Origin of the sequence: Arthrobacter sp. BE255 (assembly GCF_031457335.1) — a bacterium.
GTDB lineage: Bacteria > Actinomycetota > Actinomycetes > Actinomycetales > Micrococcaceae > Arthrobacter.
In genome coordinates, this window is sequence record NZ_JAVDWK010000001.1 from 322,475 (window position 1) to 339,969 (window position 17,495).

Below are 17,495 nucleotides of genomic sequence, written 5' to 3' on the forward strand. Positions count from 1 at the left end.
CCTGATGTTGGATCAAGCTTTCGACAGAGGCCCAAGGCGCCTCATGAAGGGGACTCCATGACTGAGACCAACAGCGCAACCCTGCACCATGCAGGAGGCGAGCTCAAGCTCCCGCGCATCCAGGTTGTTGAAGGAAACGAAGGCTACGACGTTTCCAAGCTGCTCAAGCAGACGGGCGCAGTCACCTTTGACCCCGGCTTCATGAACACCGCAGCAACCACCTCCGCTATCACCTACATTGACGGCGATGCGGGCATCCTGCGTTACCGCGGGTACCCCATCGAGCAGCTGGCGCAGCACTCCAGCTTCCTCGAGGTTTCCTACCTGCTGATCTACGGCAACCTGCCCAGCGCCACGGAACTGGAAGAGTTCGACCAGAAGATCCGCCGCCACACCCTCCTGCACGAAGAGCTCAAGGGCTTCTTCAGCGGCTTCCCGCGCGACGCGCACCCGATGCCCGTGCTGTCCTCGGCAGTGTCGGCACTGTCCACCTTCTACCAGGACTCCCTGGACCCGTTCAACGCCGAGCAGGTGGAAGTCTCCACCATCCGCCTCATGGCCAAGATGCCGGTCATCGCCGCTTACGCGCACAAGAAGTCCATCGGCCAGCCCATGCTGTACCCGGACAACTCCCACAACCTCGTGGAAAACTTCATGCGCCTGAGCTTCGGCCTCCCGGCCGAGCAGTACGAGGTGGACCCGGTCATCGCCAAGGCGCTGGACCTCCTCCTGATCCTGCACGCCGACCACGAACAGAACTGTTCCACCTCCACGGTGCGCCTGGTGGGTTCCTCCAACGCCAACCTCTTCGCATCGGTCTCGGCAGGCATCAACGCCCTCTTCGGCCCGGCCCACGGCGGCGCCAACGAAGCCGTGCTGAAGATGCTCCGCCAGATCCAGGCCGACGGCACCAAGCCCGAGGACTACATGGAGAAGGTCAAAAACAAGGAAGACGGCGTCCGCCTCATGGGCTTCGGACACCGTGTCTACAAGAACTACGATCCGCGTGCCAAGATCGTCAAGGCAACGGCCCACGAGATCCTCAGCAAGCTCGGCGGCAACGACGAACTGCTGGACATTGCCATGCGCCTGGAAGAGAAGGCACTGAATGATGACTACTTCATCCAGCGCAAGCTCTACCCGAACGTGGACTTCTACACCGGCCTGATCTACAAGGCCATGGGCTTCCCCGAGAAGATGTTCACCGTGCTCTTCGCGATCGGCCGCCTGCCGGGCTGGATCGCGCAGTGGCGTGAAATGATCAGCGACCCCAACACCAAGATCGGCCGCCCGCGGCAGCTCTACATCGGCGAGCCCGAGCGCGACTACCCGGTCCGCTGATCCCCGCCCGCTGACCTACGACGGCGGCCGCCCACCTCGCGAGAGGTGGGCGGCCGCTTTTGTTTTCTTCACCAACAAAGCAACGCGGGGTCACATTACGCCCATCCCAAGCCTTGGAAGGGGTATAAAGTGACCCCGCGTTGCTGTTAAGCCGTGTAGCCGAGTGGGTTGTTTTTCTGCCAGCGCCAGTGGTCTTCGCACATCTGGTCGATGGTTTTGGTGGTGGACCAGCTGAGGTCTGCCAGGGCTGAGGTGGCGTCGGCCCAGAAGGCGGGGAGGTCGCCGGCGCGGCGGCCGGTGATTTCGTAGGGGATGGGCTGGCCGACGGCTTTTTCGAAGGAGCGCAGGACGTCCAGTACGGAGGAGCCTTTGCCGGATCCGAGGTTCCAGCGGAACACTCCGGTGCGGTCTGTGACGTGGTTCAGGGCTGCGACGTGGCCTTCGGCGAGGTCGACGACGTGGATGTAGTCGCGCAGGCAGGTGCCGTCGGGGGTGTCGTAGTCGCCGCCGAAGACCATGAGTTTTTCGCGGCGGCCGACGGCGACCTGGGCGATGAAGGGAACGAGGTTGTTGGGGATGCCCTGGGGGTCTTCGCCGATGCGGCCGGAGGGGTGTGCGCCGACGGGGTTGAAGTAGCGCAGCAGGGCGATGTGCCAGCGGGGGTCGGCGTCGCCGAGGTCGGAGAGGATGTCCTCGATCTGTTCCTTGGTGCGGCCGTAGGGGTTGTTGGCGCCGATTTCCATCTTTTCCACGTAGGGGATGGGGTTGTGCTCGCCGTACACGGTGGCGGAGGAGCTAAAGACGAGGGAGCGGACGTTGTGGCGGTCCATGACCCGGATGAGGTTCAGGGTGCCCACCAGGTTGTTGTAGTAGTACTTCAGCGGTTCGCGGACCGATTCGCCCACTGCCTTGAGGCCGGCGAAGTGGATGACGGCGTCGATCCCGGCGTTGGCGAACACTGCTTCCACTGCGGCCTCGTCCACCAGGTCCACGTTGTGGAACTCGGCGGTTTTTCCGCTGAGCTCGGCAACCCTGCGCAGGGACTCCTCACTGGAGTTGACCAGGTTGTCGATCACCACCACGTCGTGGCCGGCTTCGTGCAGGGACAAAACTGTGTGGGAGCCGATGTACCCGGTGCCACCTGTGACCAGAATTTTCATGCCTCAACGCTATCCCACTTGAGGTCCGCGACGCCCGGCCATTCCGGATACCGGTCATGGCCCGGGCCGGAAACGCGCAGACAGAAAACCATCTTTGCAGCACATGTGTGTTAAAAAGGAGGAGTGCCAAAAATCGTAGATGCCGAAGTCCGGCGCGGGGAAGTTGTCGACGCTGTTTTCCGGATCATTGCAGTGGACGGCCTGGAGCGGGCCTCGCTCCGTGAAGTTGCCGATGAGGCGGGGCTGGCGGTCGGATCAGTCAGGCATTACTTCGCAAGCAGTGAGGAGCTCCTGAGCTTCTCCTTTGCCACCGTCGTGGACCGCATCCTCCTCCGCCTGTCCGCTGCCCAAGCGAAACTGGAAGCCCTGCCGCCGGGCGCCCCGGGATACCACGAGGCTGTATTAACACTGCTGGGTGAAATGTTGCCGCTGGACGAGGAGCGTGCGGTGGACGCTTGCGTGTGGATGGCCTTCAAAAACGCGGCCCGCATCAGGCCCTTCCTGGCTGCCGAGGCTGACCGGAGCCACCGCGGGGTGGCCGCCGTCGTCGGCCAGCTGGTCACGGCACTTATGCCCGACAACGGCGGCGGGCAGCAGGCCCTGGTTATCGAGGCGGAACGGCTCCTGGCCACGGTCGACGGCCTGTGCATGCACGCCCTGCTGCAGCCCGAGTGGATGACCGCGCAGATGTGCCGTGACGTCCTGGAACGGCACCTTGTCGGCATGTCCGCTGGTCAGGCCGTTAACGTCGGACAGCTTCGGGAATAGACTGGGAGCCGGGGGAAGCAGATCCGGACATCACGCCGGTACAGCGCACGCCACGGAAGGACAAGGGATGCACCACACAGGCGGTTCCGGTTGGCAGATAACCATGGACACATCAGGTCCAATGATGATCGCCCTGTATGTGCGTGATGCCGCCGGACTGGACGGCGCGGGCCGTCCTGCACTGTCCCACGCCACCCCGAAGATCCGCCATGCGGACCACACCCATCTGACGGCCGAAGTGGGCGGGCTCAGTGCCCTCAAGACGGAATGGGAAGCATGGTGGGACCAGCTGCTCAAGGCCCATCCCCAGATGCTGCCGGAGCTCACTCCGCCCGACTTCGAGGCCTTCGGTAACTCGCCGGCCCTGCAGCGGGTCCTGCAGGCGCACTTTGGTGCAGCCCTGACATGGGCCCGGGAGCGCCGCAGCGAGTATGCGGAGTTGGAAGCAGAGAGGGTGGCCAGCGGCTCCGACCAGTTGCTCGATGACATGGTTGACGACCGCCTGATGGAGGTGGGTCGGGGTTCCCGGGACTTCAACCTGACCATCATCGAACTGCCCCTGAACGAGCAGCGGGCGTGGTACCTCGAACCGGACAAGATCATCATGAGCCACGAGCTGATGTCCCAGCCCGAGCTCTTCCGCAGCTACGTCCAGCCCGTGGTGGAAATGCTCGTCTGAGCACGTTCAGCCAAGGCCGGCCCGGCACCCCGGGTAAGCGTCAGTTTTCGACGGCGGGCGAGACGGTGATCCTGACTTCGCCGTCGGCGGCATCGGACACCTGCCACCCTTCATCTGCAGCGCGGCTCCAGCTTCGCCCGGCAACAGACACGTCGGTGACGGCAAGGCCCTTGGCATTGGCGACAGCCCACTGTGCCACCGACCAGGCCTGGGCCCCGCTGGCTTCAACGGTCAGCGTCTGCCCATCGGCCGTGGCGGCCAGCGGACCGTAGGCCTGGGAGAGTTCAGTGGCGACCTGGGCGGTATCGCCCGGCGCGTCGGGGGAGCGCAACGTGCAGTGCACGGACCCGGGCGTTTGGCTTGACAATCCCGACGCGAAAAACCGGCCCATTTCCTCGTGCTGGGCGTACGCCCCAGGGTAGGCGGAGCGCTGCACGCGCTGGGCGGCGTCGGTGATTTCCAGGGATTCGTAGGCCGGGATCTTGACCAGTGCGTCGTAGAACGCGTTGGCCGCGTAGTAGGGGTCCATGACCTGCGCCTCCGTACCCCACCCCTGCGAGGGCCGTTGCTGGAACAGGCCCCGCGAATCGGGGCCGGCCTGGTCGCCGTGGCCGATGTTGCGCAGCTTGGATTCCTGCATGGCGGTGGCGAGGGCGATCGTCGCGGCCCGTGGCGGCAGCCCGCGCTGGACAGCGACGGCGGTGATCAGGGAGGCATTCACCGCCTGGTCCGTGGCCAGCTCCGCCGTCCGGGAGCCAACCACGGCCGTGCAGCGCTCAGAGACGAGCGTCTCGGAGCGCTGCAGGAAGGACACGGCCGTGTAGACGCCGCCTCCTACCAGTGCCAGGGTGAGGAGCAGCACCAGGGGCCGGTGGAGGCCACGTCGACGTGCCACTGAAGGGTGAGCCGCCCGGATCAGTTGGCGTGCAGGGCGTCGTTGAGTTCCACCGTCTGGCCCTTGCGGGGGAGGACCTCCACAGCGCCGGTGGTGGAGTTGCGGCGGAACAGGAGGTTCGGGACGCCGGAGAGCTCCACAGCCTTGACGACCTTGGTGGTGTCCTCGCCGTCGGCGTCCTTCGGGCCGACCACGCGCACGCGGGTGCCGGCGGTGACGTACAGGCCAGCCTCGACGACGGAGTCATCGCCGATGCTGATCCCCACGCCGGAGTTGGCGCCCAGCAGGACGCGCTCGCCAATGGCGATCTTTTCCTTGCCGCCGCCGGACAGGGTGCCCATGATGGACGCTCCGCCACCGACGTCGCTGCCGTCACCGGCCACGACACCGGCGGAAATGCGGCCCTCCACCATGGAGGTCCCCAGGGTGCCGGCGTTGAAGTTCACAAAGCCCTCATGCATCACGGTGGTGCCTTCGGCGAGGTGGGCGCCGAGGCGGACGCGGTCGGCGTCGGCGATCCTGACCCCGGCGGGCACCACGTAGTCCACCATGCGCGGGAACTTGTCGACGCCGTAGACGGTGACAGCGCCGCGCTTGCGCAGCTTGGCGCGGGTCAGCTCGAAGCCCTCCACGACGGCCGGGCCGAAGTTGGTCCAGACCACGTTGGGCAGCTTGCCAAAGATGCCGTCCAGGTTAATGGAATTCGGCCGCACCAGGCGGTGCGAAAGCAGGTGCAGCCGCAGGTAGGCATCGGCCGTGTCTGCCGGTGCCTCATCCAGGTTGATCTGGACGAAAACGACCTTCTGCTCGGTACCGCGGTCCGCGTCGGCTCCGTCGGCCGCGATGGTGGCGAGGACCGGGTCCGCGTTCTCTACGGCACGCAGGTTCTCCGCGGCAACTCCAAGGGCAGGCGCCGGGAACCAGACATCCAGGACGGTGGCGTCACCGTTGGCGGTGGCAATGGTGGCAAGGCCGAAGCCATAGGCGGAGCGGGCATCAGCGGTTGCGTTCTGGTTTTCGGGCACGGCAGAAGTAGCGGTCTCAGTCATGGGCCCAGTCTATCGAGAGCGGGGCCCCGGGTTCGAACTAGACTGGCAACGTGACTGCCGAAACCGCACCCGTTGCCTCCGTCCTGCCGCTGGACCTCCGCCAGGACGTCTCCCTGCTCACCGCCGCGATCATGGACATCAACAGCGTGTCCGGGAACGAGACGGAGTTGGCCGACGCCGTCGAAGACGCCCTTCGTACCATTCCCGGGCTGCACATTGTGCGTGACGGCGACTCCCTGATCGCCCGGACGGAGCTGGGACGGCCGGAACGCGTCATCCTGGCCGGGCACCTGGACACCGTTCCGCTGCCGGTCACCGACGGGGCCCTGGGCACGGTTCCCTCGAGCTGGGAATCCGGCATCCCGGGCGAAGGGGTCCTGTACGGGCGGGGAGCCACGGACATGAAGGGCGGCGTCGCTGTCCAGCTCGCGCTGGCAGCCACCATGTTCGACGGCGGCGCGGAACCCGCGCGCGACGTCACCTTTGTCTTCTACGACCACGAGGAAGTGGAAGCGGTCAAGAGCGGGCTGGGCCGCCTGGTCCGCAACCACGGCGGGCTCCTCGACGGCGATTTCGCCATCCTCCTGGAGCCAACCCATGGAACGGTAGAGGGCGGCTGCAACGGCACCAGCCGCTTCGAAGCCACCACCGTAGGGGAAGCCGCACACTCCGCCCGCGCCTGGATGGGCAGCAACGCCATCCACGCCGCGGCCCCGATCCTCGCAAGGCTCGCCGCCTACGAACCGCAGACCGTCAACGTGGACGGACTCGACTACCGTGAGAGCCTCAACGCGGTAAAGATCAACGGCGGCACGGCCGGCAACGTCATCCCTGACCGCTGCGTGGTGGAAATCAACTACCGTTTCGCGCCCGATAAGTCCCCGGACCAGGCAGAAGCGCATGTCCGCGAACTGCTCGACGGTTTCGACGTCGTCCGGACCGACGCTGCAGCCGGCGCGCGGCCCGGCCTGAACCATCCCGCTGCCGCGTCCTTCGTGGCTGCCGTCGGAGCCGAGCCGAAACCGAAATACGGCTGGACCGACGTCGCGCGCTTCAGCGAACTGGGAATCCCGGCGGTGAACTTCGGGCCCGGCGACCCGCTGCTGGCGCACAAGGACAACGAGCACGTGGACGCGGACGCGATCCGCGAGTGCCTGCGGGCGTTGCGCAGCTGGCTTTCGGCCTAGCGGCAAAACAGAAGGGTCCGCAGCCTGCAGGCTGCGGACCCTTCTGTTTGTGCAGTGGGAATGGTTACTTGCGTTCGGTTACGTCCGGCAGTTCCGGTGCCACGACGGCGGTTGGTGCCTTGGCCACGCCGCCGGCGGCCTTGTTGGAACCGCGGCGCTCGATCCATACCGCGAGCCGGGACACGCAGATGTTGATCGCAATGTAGATCGCTGCGGCGACAAAGAAGATGGGGAACAGGAACGCGTTACCCAGGAAGTCGGCCATGACCTGGACGGCCCGCAGGAGCTCGCCGTAAGCCACGATGTACCCAAGCGAGGTGTCCTTCAGGAGCACCACGAGCTGGGCAACCAGCGATGGCATCATCCGGCGGACGGCCTGCGGCAGCTCGATAAGCATCCGGGACTGGAAGCTTGTCAGGCCGATGGTCAGGCCGGCCTCCCGCTGCCCCTTGGGCAGGGACTGGATGCCTGCACGGATGATCTCCGCGAAGATGGCTGCGTTGTACAGGACAAGCCCGGCAATCACCGCGATGAAGGAACTCGTACCAAACACCAGCAGGACGAACAGCATCATCAGGACAACCGGCATGCCGCGCAGGAACTCCAGCACCACCCGGGTGGGGATCCGGATCCAGGCGACGAGGGAGATACGCAGCAGGCAGAGCATCAGGCCCAGCGGGAAGGCGATGACCGCGGCGATGGCGGCCGCACTGAGCGTGGCGCCGATACCGTTTCCGAGAAGCGTCCAGACATCGGCCCGGGTGAAGATCGCCCAGCGGCGTCCTTCAAAGATGCCCTGCTGGGCCAGCGTCATCACAATAAATGCAAGCAGGCCCAGGATCAGCACTGAACCGATGACGGAACCGATCAGTGAAACCCGGCGGGCTTTGGGGCCGGGAACGTCGTAGAGGACTGAAGTCATCGGGCAATCGCCACCTTTCGTTCCACCGTGCTGGCCAGGACGCCCAGCGGAATGGTGAGGAGCAGATAGAAGAACGCCACGCCCAGAAGCACGGCCATGACCTGGTCACCGTTGGCGTTGGCCATCTGGCGGCCGTAGCCGAACAGTTCAAGGACAAAGAACGCACCGGCGACGGAGGAGTTCTTCACGAGGGCAATCAGGATGTTGATCAGCGGCGGGATCACCGTCCGGAGAGCCTGCGGCAGGATGATGAGGGAAAGCACTTGGCCGAACTTCATGCCGATGCTGCGTGCGGCCTCCGCCTGGCCGAGAGGGACGCTGTTCACGCCTGAGCGGACGGCTTCGGCGATGAAGGCCGCTGTGTAGGCGCTGAGGGCGATGATGGCTGCAACCTCGAACTGCTGGAATGTCACGCCGAGGCGGGGCAGGACGATCGCTGCGAAGAAGAAGGCAATGGTCAGGGGGGTGTTCCGGAGGACTTCCACATACACGGTGCTGAATCCACGGAGTGCTGCAACGGGGGAAACCCGGGCTGCCGCCAGGAGTGTTCCGACGATAAGCGCGATGATCCCGGAGACGACAGACAGGAAAAGAGTGCGGAGAAGGCCTTCCCAATACAGCGGGAGGTTTTCAATGATGACTTCCATAGGATCCTTCGGCTCTGGGCGTAGGCGGTCGAAAAAGGAGGTGGCGGTTTCCGGGGGATCCGCAACGCAACGAATCCCCCGGAAAACCGCCGTTGTTACCTAGTAACGGTTGATGGCCGGAAGTGCCGGTGCAGTCTTGATGACCGTGCCTGCGGTTGCTTCCCAGGCCTTCTTGTAGGACCCGTCCTTGTCAAATGCTTCCAGCTGGTCGTTGATCCAGTTGCGGAACTCGGTGTCGTCCTTCTTCAGGCCGATGCCGTAAGGCTCCTTGGTGAAGGTTTCGTCAGAGGCCAGCTTGAAGGCGTCCGGCTCTTTGTCCACGAAGCCGGCAAGGATGACGTTGTCGGTGGTGATGGCTTCAACCTGCTTGTTGCGCAGCGGCTCGAGGCAGGCGGAGTACGTGGCGGCCGGAACCAGTTCGGCGCCGTACTTGTCCACAATCGTGGCAGCGGGGGTGGAGCCCGTCACGGAGCAGACCTTCTTGCCCTTGACGTCTTCGGGCTTCTTGATCGAGGTGTTGTCCTTGTTGACCATCAGGGCCTGGCCGGCCTCGTAGTAGGGACCCGCGAAGCTGACAACCTGCTTGCGCTTGTCGTTGATGGTGTAGGTGGCGATGACAAGGTCAACCTTGCCCTGCTCAATGAACGGTTCGCGGTTGGCGGAAACGGTCTCGGACCATTCGATCTTGTCCGCTGCGATGCCGAGCTTGGCGGCAATCAGCTTGCCCATCTCGACGTCGAAGCCAACAGGCTTGCCATCCAGGCCCACCTGGCCGAAGAGCGGCTGGTCGTACTTCGTGCCGATCTTGATGGTGCCGGCGGAGGCCAGCTTCGCCATCGTGGTGCCTGCAGCGAACGTCGGCTTCTCGGCAACGGTGGGATTGCTTGTGCCAGGGGTTGAGCCGCCACATGCGCTCAGGGACAGCGCCAGGGCAGCGGTAGCCGCCACGAGGAACGACTTACGCCGGGTCATAAATGCCTTCATGACATTCCTTTCATTGGTCGGCCGTGGGTCACGGCCTGGGTGCGAACTGGAGTGTGTGCGTTCGGAGGAAACTCAGTGCGTGAGCAGCTTGGACAGGAAGTCCTTGGCCCGGTCGCTCTTGGGGTTGGTGAAGAATTCTTCGGGCTTGGCATCTTCGACGATCTGGCCGTCGGCCATGAAGACCACGCGGTCCGCGGCCTTCCGGGCAAAGCCCATTTCGTGGGTGACCACCACCATGGTCATGCCCTCCTTGGCCAGCTGGATCATGACATCAAGGACTTCGTTGATCATCTCGGGGTCCAGGGCCGAGGTGGGCTCGTCAAAGAGCATGACCTTCGGTTTCATCGCCAGTGCGCGGGCGATGGCCACACGCTGCTGCTGGCCGCCGGAAAGCTGCGCAGGGAGCTTGGGTGCCTGGTGGCCCACGCCCACGCGTTCAAGCAAAGCCATGGCCTCCTTGTCGGCCTGGGCCTTGGCCACGCCCTTGACCTTGATGGGCCCCAGCGTCACATTCTCGAGGATGGTCTTGTGGGCAAACAGGTTGAAGGACTGGAAAACCATGCCGACGTCGGCGCGGAGCTGGGCCAGTTCCTTCCCCTCCTCCGGCAGCACCTTCCCATCAATGCTGATAGTGCCGCCCTCGATGGTTTCCAGGCGGTTGATGGCACGGCACAGCGTGGACTTGCCGGAGCCTGACGGACCGATGACAACAACCACTTCGCCTTTGCGGACGTGGAGGTTGATGTCCTTGAGGACGTGCAGCTGACCGTAATGCTTATTCACACCATTCAGGGAGACGAGCGCATCGCCGGGCACATGAGTAGTCATAAGAAGAATCTAGCGAACAAAGACTGGATATGACGGGAATCACGCCAAGTTCATGCGGATCGTGATTCAAGAGATACCTGCCGCTTGTGGACCGGCCGTGGCGCTAGCCTTGGGGGATGAGCATCAACGCAGATCCGGCCAAAACCACCCAGCCGCGCCGTAAGGGGCCCCTTGAACTTCGCCGCAAGCAGGCGGCCGTGGAAATGTCTGACCAGCATTTGCTTGACACCAAAGGCGCCGGGCAGTTCGTCCACAGCGATCCATGGCGTGTACTGCGGATCCAGAGCGAGTTCGTTGAAGGCTTTGGCGCATTGGCGGACCTCGGCCCGGCAGTCAGTGTCTTCGGTTCGGCCCGGACCAAGCCGGGGAGCCCCTATTACGAGATGGGCGTAGCCGTGGGCCGCCACTTGGCGGAAGCCGGCGTGGCGGTGATTACCGGCGGCGGACCCGGCTCCATGGAGGCCGCCAACCGGGGGACCGTTGAAGGAAACGGCGTTTCCGTAGGGCTCGGCATTGAGCTTCCGTTCGAACAGGGCCTCAACCAGTGGGTGGATCTGGGCATCAACTTCCGTTACTTCTTTGCGCGGAAGACCATGTTCGTGAAGTATGCCCAGGGGTTCATCGTCCTCCCCGGAGGGCTGGGCACGCTGGACGAGCTGTTTGAAGCGATGGTGCTTGTCCAGACACGGAAGGTCACGTCGTTCCCCATCGTCCTGCTCGGAGTTGCCTTCTGGGGCCCCATGATCGAGTGGATCAAGGGCACGCTCGTGGCCGAAGGCATGGTTTCGGAAAAGGACCTGGACCTGATCCAGGTGGTTGATGACCCGGCCGACGCGGTGGACCGGGTGCTCCACGGCACTGTCCGGGCACCGTCCAACGGGGAGCAGCGGCCCGAATAGAAGGTGACCGCTGATCTGGCACGATTGATGCTGTGAGCTTCTTCCTGGTTTTCCTTGCCATCGCGCTGGTCGGCGCCGTCGTGTGGGCGGGTGCCGGCGCCAAAAGCGGCGTGTCCTGGCGCGGCCGCCCGGGCGGGGTCCGGGAAAGCGGACTCTTCGACAGCGGCTTCGAGCAGCCAGTGGCCAACCTTCCTCCGGTCCTGCTCCCCGCTGACGCGGCGCCGGCCGACGTCGACCGTGTCCGCTTTTCCCTGGGCCTGCGGGGCTACCGCATGGACCAGGTGGACCAGGTCCTTGATGACCTTCGCGACCAGCTGGCAGCCAAGCGCGAAGAAGTGGAGCGGTTAAAGGCGCGGCTGTCCGAAGCCCAGCACCCGCCCGAGCAACCGGCGGACCCGGAGCAACTTGCCGAAGTCCAGGACCGGGGCGCGTCGGAGGCCGGGGCTTGACTACTGACACCGGGAGCAGGCCAGGACCCGCCGGCTCGATCAGCGTCCTTGCCGTGCGCGCCGGAGACGCAATGCGCCGGTGGCCCTGGTGGGTCCAGGTCTCAGCCCTCTATGTGGCGGCCAGGCTGGCCAGCGCGTGCATCTTCATGGCCGCCGCCCTGCAGCAGGGCACGAACCCTTGGTTCCCCGCGAAGCCCGACTACTGGAACTTCATCAATATCTGGGACGCGCGGTGGTACGGCGAAGTCATCAGCAACGGCTACCCGGCGGTACTGCCGGTCGATGCCGCTGGAAACGTCCAGGAAAACGCCTGGGCGTTCTATCCGCTCTTCCCCTTCCTGGGCCGGACCCTGTCGACACTGACAGGCGTTGCCCCGGCGGCCGCGCTGACAATCGTTGCCATGCTCTCCGGGCTGGGGGCCGCGCTGGTGATCTACAGCCTGTTCCGCCATAAGGCGCAGCACAGCACGGCCATGTGGGCGGTTGCGTTCTTCGCGACGTTCCCCGTTTCCGGCATACTGCAGGTGCCCTACGCGGAGCCGCTGACGATCCTCCTCCTGTCTGCCGCGCTGCTGCTGGTCATCCGGCGGCAGTACTACGTGGCGATGCCCGTGGTGCTGCTGATGTGCCTTTCCAGGCCTGTGGGGGTGCCGTTCGCTGCGCTGGTGGGGCTGCTGTTTGCTTACCGGCTGGTGCAGCGCAGCCGAGGAAGCAGCCCCCAGGTCCACAGCCCGCGGGAACTGGGTGGCCTCGCAGCCCTTACCGCCCTCAGCGGGGCCGCCGCGCTGATCTGGCCGGCGGCGGCGTGGGCCACGACAGGTGATATCGAGGCGTACACCAAGACGGAAACTGTCTGGCGGGGACACGACCTGGTGCCGTTCAAGCCGTGGTTCGATACCGGCATCCAGCTGTTCGGTCCGGTTCTGGGAGTGTTGGCGCCGTTCGTCTTCGCCGGGCTGTTCGCCCTGATGCTGTTCAGCCCGCCGGCAGTGAAACTCGGGGTTGAACTGCGTTTGTGGTGCGCCTGCTACATGGCATATCTACTGCTGTTCCTGCATCCCCAGACCAGCACGTTCAGGATGTTGCTTCCGCTGTTCCCGCTGGCACTCGGCGCTGCTGTGATGTCCCGTTCACGGGCCTACCGCGGCGCGGTAATTGTAATGTTTATTCTTTTGCAGATCGTCTGGATTGTCTGGCTGTGGGCGTGGGCGCAGCTGCCTGGCGGAGGCGACTATCCGCCGTGATTTCCTGCGGCCCCGGGCAGCGAAGTGCAGGAAAGCGACGCGGCGGTAAATGTCCATCGATTAGCTACGTGCGGGTAATTACGGGATAATAGTAAGTAAGCAAGGACAAAAGCATTCAGAAGATGTTCAGCCATGGCGGTGCCCATACGTGCCGCCATAGCGGCTTGATTGACCATGCGGACACAGCCCGTCCGGGCTGGTAAGTCCTGGGACTAATTGGAGGGGAAATTCCTCATGGCGGCTATGAAACCACGCACCGGCGACGGCCCTATGGAAGTCACCAAGGAGGGCCGCAGCCTGATTATGCGTGTGCCGCTCGAAGGCGGCGGACGGCTTGTTGTTGAACTCAATGCAGCGGAAGCGGCAAACCTCAAGGAATGCCTCGTCGGCGTTACCGAATAATTGCGCCGGGCCAGGGTCCGCAGCCTCCGGGCTGCGGGCCCTGGCCTTTTTGAAGGCCGGGCCTATTTCCCGGCGGCGTCTATTTCTTGACCGCGACCAGCAGGCCGTCGCCCGTGGGAAGCATGGTGGCGGCGAGCCGCTCGTCGTCACGGATGGTTTTTCCCACCTGGCGGAGCACCACGGTGGTGGCATCCCTGTTCGCGGGGTTGGCCACGCGGTCTTTGTCCAGGGCGTCGTTGATAATCAGCAGCCCGCGGGACTTCAGCAGGCGGATGGCCTGGTCCACATAACCCGGCAGCCCCGGCTTGTCAGCGTCGATGAAGACGAGGTCGTAGGCGGCGTCGGTCAGCCGCGGCAGGACATCGCCGGCCCGGCCGGAAATGGTGCGCGTCCGGTTGGCGGGGCTGCCCGCTTCGGCGAAGGCCTCGCGGGCCGCTTTCAGGTGCTCAACGTCGACGTCGATGGTGGTCAGGACGGACTGGGGTCCCAGGCCGCGCAGGAGGCAGACGCCGGAGACGCCGGCGCCGGTACCAATTTCGACGGCGGTCTGCGCCTTGGACGATGCCGCCAGCACCGTCAGTACAGCTCCCACGCCGCGTCCGATCGGGGTTACTCCCAGCTCAAAGGAGCGCTCGCGTGCACGAAGCATGACTTCATCCTCTGCGGGCAGATCTTCTGCATAGGACCAGCTCGTGGACTTGTCGGCGCTCATGGATGATTTTCGCTTTCTGGGCGGCAGGGGAGTGTTGAATACAGCCTACTGTGTCCGGAGGCGCCGCTGCCGGATGCCGGGGTTGCGCCTTTGGCAGAAGAGGCCGGCCAATCAGGAAATTCCCAGCCAACTTTGAAATGATGGAGATCCGCTCATCCATATGGTGATCGGCGCCGAACCAGAGATGTCAGCAGTATCCGGGCGTTAGCTTATCCACGAGGGGAGTGGACGATGTCAGCATCAGTTGTGGCACCTGTCCCTGCGTCACAAGATTCCGCGGTTGAATGGGTCCGGCCCACCTGGGAAGAAGTGGTTGCCAACCATTCCGCGAAGGTCTACCGGCTGGCCTACCGCCTGACCGGTAACAAGTTCGACGCCGAGGACCTGACCCAGGAAGTCTTTGTCCGGGTCTTTAGGTCACTGGAGAACTTCAAGCCCGGTACGCTGGACGGCTGGCTGCACCGGATCACCACCAACCTGTTCCTGGACCAGGCACGGCGCAAGACCCGCATCCGTTTCGACGCGCTGGCCGAGGACGCGGAGTCCCGCATCCCGGGCCGCGAACCCGGGCCCGAACAGAGCTTCGAACTGAACAACCTCGACCTCGATGTGCAGGCAGCGCTGGAGGAACTCCCGCCGGACTTCCGCGCCGCAGTGGTGCTCTGCGACCTCGAGGGCCTGTCCTACGACGAAGTGGCAGCGGCACTCGGCGTCAAGCTGGGTACTGTGCGTTCACGCATCCACCGCGGCCGGACCATGCTGCGTGAGAAGCTCGCGCACCGGGATCCCCGCCCGCAGCACTCGCGCAAGCCGAAGCTTTCGCTGCCCCGCATCGCCAGCATTCTCTGATCGGCCCCATGACTTCCGACAACCCGCTATTCCGAAGGCATCCCCGGAACGACAGCCATGTCAGGAGCTGCCCGGAATGCGCCTCCGCGGTGCACCGCGAGCGGCAGTACATAGAACGGCTCCGTGAGGCGGCCATCCCGCCTGCCAGCCAGGAGCTGACCGCCCGCCTCCTGCAGCAGACCCATGCGCTGGCCATGGCCCCCTGCGAGCCGTCACGAAGTCCACACCGGGGAGCAAAGATCGTTGCCCTGGCCGCCGGCGGGACAGCGGCGGCTGTCGGGGTCCTTGCCGCTGGCGCCTTCGCACTGGCCGGCGACCCGCTGCCGATGGCTGCCAATGCTGCAGCGGGCTCTTTCGTCCAGCAGTCCGCCAACGTGCCGGCCGACGGGCGCGAGCTGAGCGCCGAGCAGCTGGCAGGGCTGCGCACGGAGGGATGGGTGTGTCCTGGGCTGGAGTCCATGGGGTTCCACATCCTCTCGGCCAGGGCGACAACCCTCGACGGCGTTCCCGCTGTTGAGATGAAGCTGTCGGACGGCGAGCACTACGCCAAAGTCCTCGAACAGCACGGCGGAGCGGCCACCACCGACGGCGGCGTGTCGGTCAGGAGCTCTGCCCCCTGGACAGCAGTCGTCCGGTCCCTCGGCAGCACCATCACCTACGAGTCCGACCTTCCGGCAGACCGCGCCGATGACGCCGTCCCTGTCCTGCAACGGCTCAGCGCGCTGGCCAATGCCGGGATCAGGGCGGGAGCGGCGCCGGAGCCGCCGGCGGCCGGCAGCGGACCCTCGGAGCCGTTCAGTGAACGGCTGCAGCGGGGCCTGGAGAAAATTGCCCGGATTCTGACGCCTTAAACCTGGCTGTAACGGCCCCCCGCCTGCGGGAATCGTCAGCACGACCCCGGAGAGGGTAATCTTCCTAAAGTGTTTGGAATCAACGGCCCGGAGTTCTTCCTTCTGCTGATCATCGGCATCCTGGTGATCGGCCCCAAACGGCTGCCCGAATACACCCAAAAACTTGCGAACCTGGTGAAGGAAGTCCGCCGCATGGCCTCCGGCGCGCGCGAGCAGATCAAGGAGGAGGTGGGGATCGACATCGACGAGGTCGACTGGAAGAAGTACGACCCCCGCCAATACGATCCACGCCGCATCATCAAGGAAGCGCTGCTCGACGACGACACCAAGCCGGTCAGTGCAGGGGCACCCGCTGTGGCAGCCGTAGCCGGAACCGCAGCCGTCGCTGCCGGCACCTCAAAGCCCTCATCCCGCCCGGAGCGTGTAGTCCAGCAGCTGCCTGCCGGCGAAGCCGCGCCTTTCGACACTGAGGCCACCTAGGAACACACCACGGCTGTCAGCGCGGCCGCAGCCCCAGTTTCATCCCGGTCAGTCCACGCGGCTTTGCCGCCAGCTTGCCGGCAATGTCAACGAGCGCCACAGCCGCCGGCGTCTCCGGCTGGCCCAGGACGATCGGTGAGCCGGCGTCGCCTCCCTGGCGCAGGAGGATGTCCAGCGGTATCTGGCCCAGCAGCGGCACGTCCGAACCCACCGTTGCCGTCAGCCGCTCGGCGAGGACCGCCCCGCCGCCGCTTCCGAACAGGTCCATCCTGCCGCCGTCGGGCATTTCCAGGTACGACATATTCTCGATCACTCCGGCGACTGACTGACCCGTCTGGGTGGCGATGGCGCCGGCGCGCTCGGCAACGTCTGCGGCGGCGGCCTGGGGCGTCGTGACCACCAGGATTTCCGCCTTCGGCAGCAGCTGGGCCACTGAGATGGCGATATCACCGGTGCCGGGCGGAAGGTCAAGGAAGAGCGCGTCCAGGTCACCGAAGTAGACGTCGGTGAGGAACTGCTCCAGCGCGCGGTGGAGCATGGGACCGCGCCAGGCGACCGGCTGGTTCCCCGTGACGAACATTCCGATGGAAATGACTTTGACGCCGTAGGCCACCGGGGGCAGGATCATGTCGTCCACCCTCGTGGGAGCCTGGGTGATGCCCATCAGGGCGGGAACCGAGAAACCGTAGACGTCGGCATCGACGATCCCCACCCTAAGTCCCTGCGCGGCGAGGGCGCAGGCAAGGTTGACGGTGACGGACGACTTCCCCACGCCGCCCTTGCCGCTGGCCACGGCAAAAACCTTGGTCAGCGAACCGGGCTGGTTGAAAGGAATTCCGCGCTGGCCACCTGCGCCGCGGAGCTGCTCCTTCAGGGCGTCCCGCTGGGCCTGGCTCATGACCTTCAGCTCAACGTCGACGGCGGTGACGCCGGGAACCGAGGACAGCGCCTTTTCCGAGTCGGCCGTAATCGTGTCCCGCAGGGGACAACCGGCGATGGTGAGCAGTACAGCCAGGCGGACGCGGCCGTCGTCGGAAATCTCCACCGATTCCACCATGCCCAGCTCCGTGATGGGGCGGCGGAGCTCAGGATCGATGACGGTGGCCAAGGCAGCGTTGACCGCCTGGGTGAGGGTTTCAGTCATGCAGG

At 64.9% G+C, this 17,495-nt stretch carries 20 protein-coding genes; 11 read left to right on the forward strand and 9 right to left on the reverse strand.

The window, feature by feature from the left end; genetic code table 11:
• Positions 1-57: 57 nt before the first annotated feature.
• Positions 58-1,341 carry a citrate synthase gene (locus J2X42_RS01540; protein ID WP_310161471.1) on the forward strand — a complete coding sequence of 428 codons (1,284 nt, stop codon included), beginning with the start codon at positions 58-60 and terminating at the stop codon, positions 1,339-1,341.
• 146 nt (positions 1,342-1,487) lie between these two features.
• Here the strand turns inward: J2X42_RS01540 and galE are convergent, their stop codons facing one another.
• Positions 1,488-2,501 carry a UDP-glucose 4-epimerase GalE gene (gene galE / locus J2X42_RS01545; protein ID WP_310161472.1) on the reverse strand — a complete coding sequence of 338 codons (1,014 nt, stop codon included), beginning with the start codon at positions 2,499-2,501 and terminating at the stop codon, positions 1,488-1,490.
• 123 nt (positions 2,502-2,624) lie between these two features.
• On the opposite strand from galE, the gene J2X42_RS01550 reads away from it, so the two are divergent.
• Together J2X42_RS01550 and J2X42_RS01555 are read left to right on the forward strand one after the other, a co-directional pair.
• A complete protein-coding gene (locus J2X42_RS01550; protein WP_310161473.1) occupies positions 2,625-3,269 on the forward strand; it encodes a TetR family transcriptional regulator C-terminal domain-containing protein in 645 nt (214 codons plus the stop codon).
• A gap of 67 nt (positions 3,270-3,336) precedes the next feature.
• Complete coding sequence (locus J2X42_RS01555; RefSeq protein WP_310161474.1) at positions 3,337-3,948, forward strand: hypothetical protein; 612 nt, start codon at positions 3,337-3,339, stop codon at positions 3,946-3,948.
• A gap of 40 nt (positions 3,949-3,988) precedes the next feature.
• On the opposite strand, the gene J2X42_RS01560 is transcribed toward J2X42_RS01555, so the two are convergent.
• Complete coding sequence (locus J2X42_RS01560) at positions 3,989-4,843, reverse strand: hypothetical protein (protein WP_310161476.1); 855 nt, start codon at positions 4,841-4,843, stop codon at positions 3,989-3,991.
• A gap of 20 nt (positions 4,844-4,863) precedes the next feature.
• Positions 4,864-5,892 carry a 2,3,4,5-tetrahydropyridine-2,6-dicarboxylate N-succinyltransferase gene (gene dapD, locus J2X42_RS01565; RefSeq protein WP_310161479.1) on the reverse strand — a complete coding sequence of 343 codons (1,029 nt, stop codon included), beginning with the start codon at positions 5,890-5,892 and terminating at the stop codon, positions 4,864-4,866.
• 50 nt (positions 5,893-5,942) lie between these two features.
• Between dapD and dapE the strand changes: the two genes are divergently transcribed.
• The gene (gene dapE / locus J2X42_RS01570; protein ID WP_310161482.1) at positions 5,943-7,079 is read left to right on the forward strand and encodes a succinyl-diaminopimelate desuccinylase; all 1,137 of its coding nucleotides are present in this window, start codon (positions 5,943-5,945) and stop codon (positions 7,077-7,079) included.
• A gap of 64 nt (positions 7,080-7,143) precedes the next feature.
• Here dapE and J2X42_RS01575 read toward each other — a convergent pair whose 3' ends face one another.
• The 4 genes from J2X42_RS01575 to J2X42_RS01590 all read right to left on the reverse strand — a co-directional run bounded on the left by J2X42_RS01575 (position 7,144) and on the right by J2X42_RS01590 (position 10,460).
• Positions 7,144-8,001 carry an amino acid ABC transporter permease gene (locus J2X42_RS01575; protein WP_310161485.1) on the reverse strand — a complete coding sequence of 286 codons (858 nt, stop codon included), beginning with the start codon at positions 7,999-8,001 and terminating at the stop codon, positions 7,144-7,146.
• Positions 7,998-8,648, reverse strand: a complete 651-nt coding sequence (locus J2X42_RS01580) for an amino acid ABC transporter permease (RefSeq protein ID WP_310161490.1) — start codon at positions 8,646-8,648, stop codon at positions 7,998-8,000. Before J2X42_RS01580 ends, J2X42_RS01575 begins: the two co-directional genes overlap by 4 nt.
• A 99-nt stretch (positions 8,649-8,747) precedes the next feature.
• Positions 8,748-9,632 (reverse strand): glutamate ABC transporter substrate-binding protein, encoded by an 885-nt coding sequence (locus J2X42_RS01585; RefSeq protein WP_310161493.1) that lies wholly within the window; start codon positions 9,630-9,632, stop codon positions 8,748-8,750.
• Positions 9,633-9,704: 72 nt separating this feature from the next.
• Positions 9,705-10,460 carry an amino acid ABC transporter ATP-binding protein gene (locus J2X42_RS01590; RefSeq protein ID WP_104062136.1) on the reverse strand — a complete coding sequence of 252 codons (756 nt, stop codon included), beginning with the start codon at positions 10,458-10,460 and terminating at the stop codon, positions 9,705-9,707.
• 116 nt (positions 10,461-10,576) lie between these two features.
• On the opposite strand from J2X42_RS01590, the gene J2X42_RS01595 reads away from it, so the two are divergent.
• From J2X42_RS01595 to J2X42_RS01610, 4 genes are all read left to right on the forward strand, one after another.
• A complete protein-coding gene (locus J2X42_RS01595; protein ID WP_310161499.1) occupies positions 10,577-11,359 on the forward strand; it encodes a TIGR00730 family Rossman fold protein in 783 nt (260 codons plus the stop codon).
• A gap of 32 nt (positions 11,360-11,391) precedes the next feature.
• Positions 11,392-11,808, forward strand: coding sequence for a DivIVA domain-containing protein (locus J2X42_RS01600; protein WP_310161502.1), 417 nt, complete (start codon positions 11,392-11,394; stop codon positions 11,806-11,808).
• The gene (locus J2X42_RS01605; RefSeq protein ID WP_396134000.1) at positions 11,805-13,052 is read left to right on the forward strand and encodes a hypothetical protein; all 1,248 of its coding nucleotides are present in this window, start codon (positions 11,805-11,807) and stop codon (positions 13,050-13,052) included. Before J2X42_RS01600 ends, J2X42_RS01605 begins: the two co-directional genes overlap by 4 nt.
• Positions 13,053-13,286: 234 nt before the next feature.
• Positions 13,287-13,454 carry a DUF3117 domain-containing protein gene (locus J2X42_RS01610; RefSeq protein WP_009357720.1) on the forward strand — a complete coding sequence of 56 codons (168 nt, stop codon included), beginning with the start codon at positions 13,287-13,289 and terminating at the stop codon, positions 13,452-13,454.
• A gap of 79 nt (positions 13,455-13,533) precedes the next feature.
• On the opposite strand, the gene J2X42_RS01615 is transcribed toward J2X42_RS01610, so the two are convergent.
• A complete protein-coding gene (locus tag J2X42_RS01615; RefSeq protein ID WP_310161504.1) occupies positions 13,534-14,166 on the reverse strand; it encodes an O-methyltransferase in 633 nt (210 codons plus the stop codon).
• A 231-nt stretch (positions 14,167-14,397) separates the two neighbouring features.
• Between J2X42_RS01615 and sigE the strand changes: the two genes are divergently transcribed.
• The 3 genes from sigE (at position 14,398) to J2X42_RS01630 (ending at position 16,346) form a co-directional block, all read left to right on the forward strand.
• Positions 14,398-15,015: an RNA polymerase sigma factor SigE gene (sigE, locus tag J2X42_RS01620; RefSeq protein WP_310161506.1), complete on the forward strand. Its 618-nt coding sequence runs from the start codon at positions 14,398-14,400 to the stop codon at positions 15,013-15,015.
• An 8-nt stretch (positions 15,016-15,023) separates the two neighbouring features.
• Complete coding sequence (locus tag J2X42_RS01625; protein ID WP_310161507.1) at positions 15,024-15,866, forward strand: anti-sigma factor; 843 nt, start codon at positions 15,024-15,026, stop codon at positions 15,864-15,866.
• Positions 15,867-15,935: 69 nt separating this feature from the next.
• Complete coding sequence (locus tag J2X42_RS01630) at positions 15,936-16,346, forward strand: Sec-independent protein translocase TatB (RefSeq protein WP_310161509.1); 411 nt, start codon at positions 15,936-15,938, stop codon at positions 16,344-16,346.
• Between the two features lie 16 nt (positions 16,347-16,362).
• On the opposite strand, the gene J2X42_RS01635 is transcribed toward J2X42_RS01630, so the two are convergent.
• Positions 16,363-17,490, reverse strand: a complete 1,128-nt coding sequence (locus tag J2X42_RS01635) for an Mrp/NBP35 family ATP-binding protein (protein ID WP_310161511.1) — start codon at positions 17,488-17,490, stop codon at positions 16,363-16,365.
• Positions 17,491-17,495: the final 5 nt, after the last annotated feature.

What these genes read in the sequence shown, in the direction of transcription:
- J2X42_RS01635 (WP_310161511.1), bottom strand. Translation starts at nt 17,490, where the DNA reads ATGACTGAAACCCTCACCCAGGCGGTCAACGCTGCCTTGGCCACCGTC.
- J2X42_RS01585 (WP_310161493.1), bottom strand. Translation starts at nt 9,632, where the DNA reads ATGAAGGCATTTATGACCCGGCGTAAGTCGTTCCTCGTGGCGGCTACC.
- J2X42_RS01610 (WP_009357720.1), top strand. Translation starts at nt 13,287, where the DNA reads ATGGCGGCTATGAAACCACGCACCGGCGACGGCCCTATGGAAGTCACC.
- J2X42_RS01625 (WP_310161507.1), top strand. Translation starts at nt 15,024, where the DNA reads ATGACTTCCGACAACCCGCTATTCCGAAGGCATCCCCGGAACGACAGC.
- J2X42_RS01580 (WP_310161490.1), bottom strand. Translation starts at nt 8,648, where the DNA reads ATGGAAGTCATCATTGAAAACCTCCCGCTGTATTGGGAAGGCCTTCTC.
- galE (WP_310161472.1), bottom strand. Translation starts at nt 2,501, where the DNA reads ATGAAAATTCTGGTCACAGGTGGCACCGGGTACATCGGCTCCCACACA.
- J2X42_RS01575 (WP_310161485.1), bottom strand. Translation starts at nt 8,001, where the DNA reads ATGACTTCAGTCCTCTACGACGTTCCCGGCCCCAAAGCCCGCCGGGTT.
- J2X42_RS01555 (WP_310161474.1), top strand. Translation starts at nt 3,337, where the DNA reads ATGCACCACACAGGCGGTTCCGGTTGGCAGATAACCATGGACACATCA.
- J2X42_RS01540 (WP_310161471.1), top strand. Translation starts at nt 58, where the DNA reads ATGACTGAGACCAACAGCGCAACCCTGCACCATGCAGGAGGCGAGCTC.
- J2X42_RS01615 (WP_310161504.1), bottom strand. Translation starts at nt 14,166, where the DNA reads ATGAGCGCCGACAAGTCCACGAGCTGGTCCTATGCAGAAGATCTGCCC.
- J2X42_RS01595 (WP_310161499.1), top strand. Translation starts at nt 10,577, where the DNA reads ATGAGCATCAACGCAGATCCGGCCAAAACCACCCAGCCGCGCCGTAAG.
- J2X42_RS01590 (WP_104062136.1), bottom strand. Translation starts at nt 10,460, where the DNA reads ATGACTACTCATGTGCCCGGCGATGCGCTCGTCTCCCTGAATGGTGTG.
- sigE (WP_310161506.1), top strand. Translation starts at nt 14,398, where the DNA reads ATGTCAGCATCAGTTGTGGCACCTGTCCCTGCGTCACAAGATTCCGCG.
- dapD (WP_310161479.1), bottom strand. Translation starts at nt 5,892, where the DNA reads ATGACTGAGACCGCTACTTCTGCCGTGCCCGAAAACCAGAACGCAACC.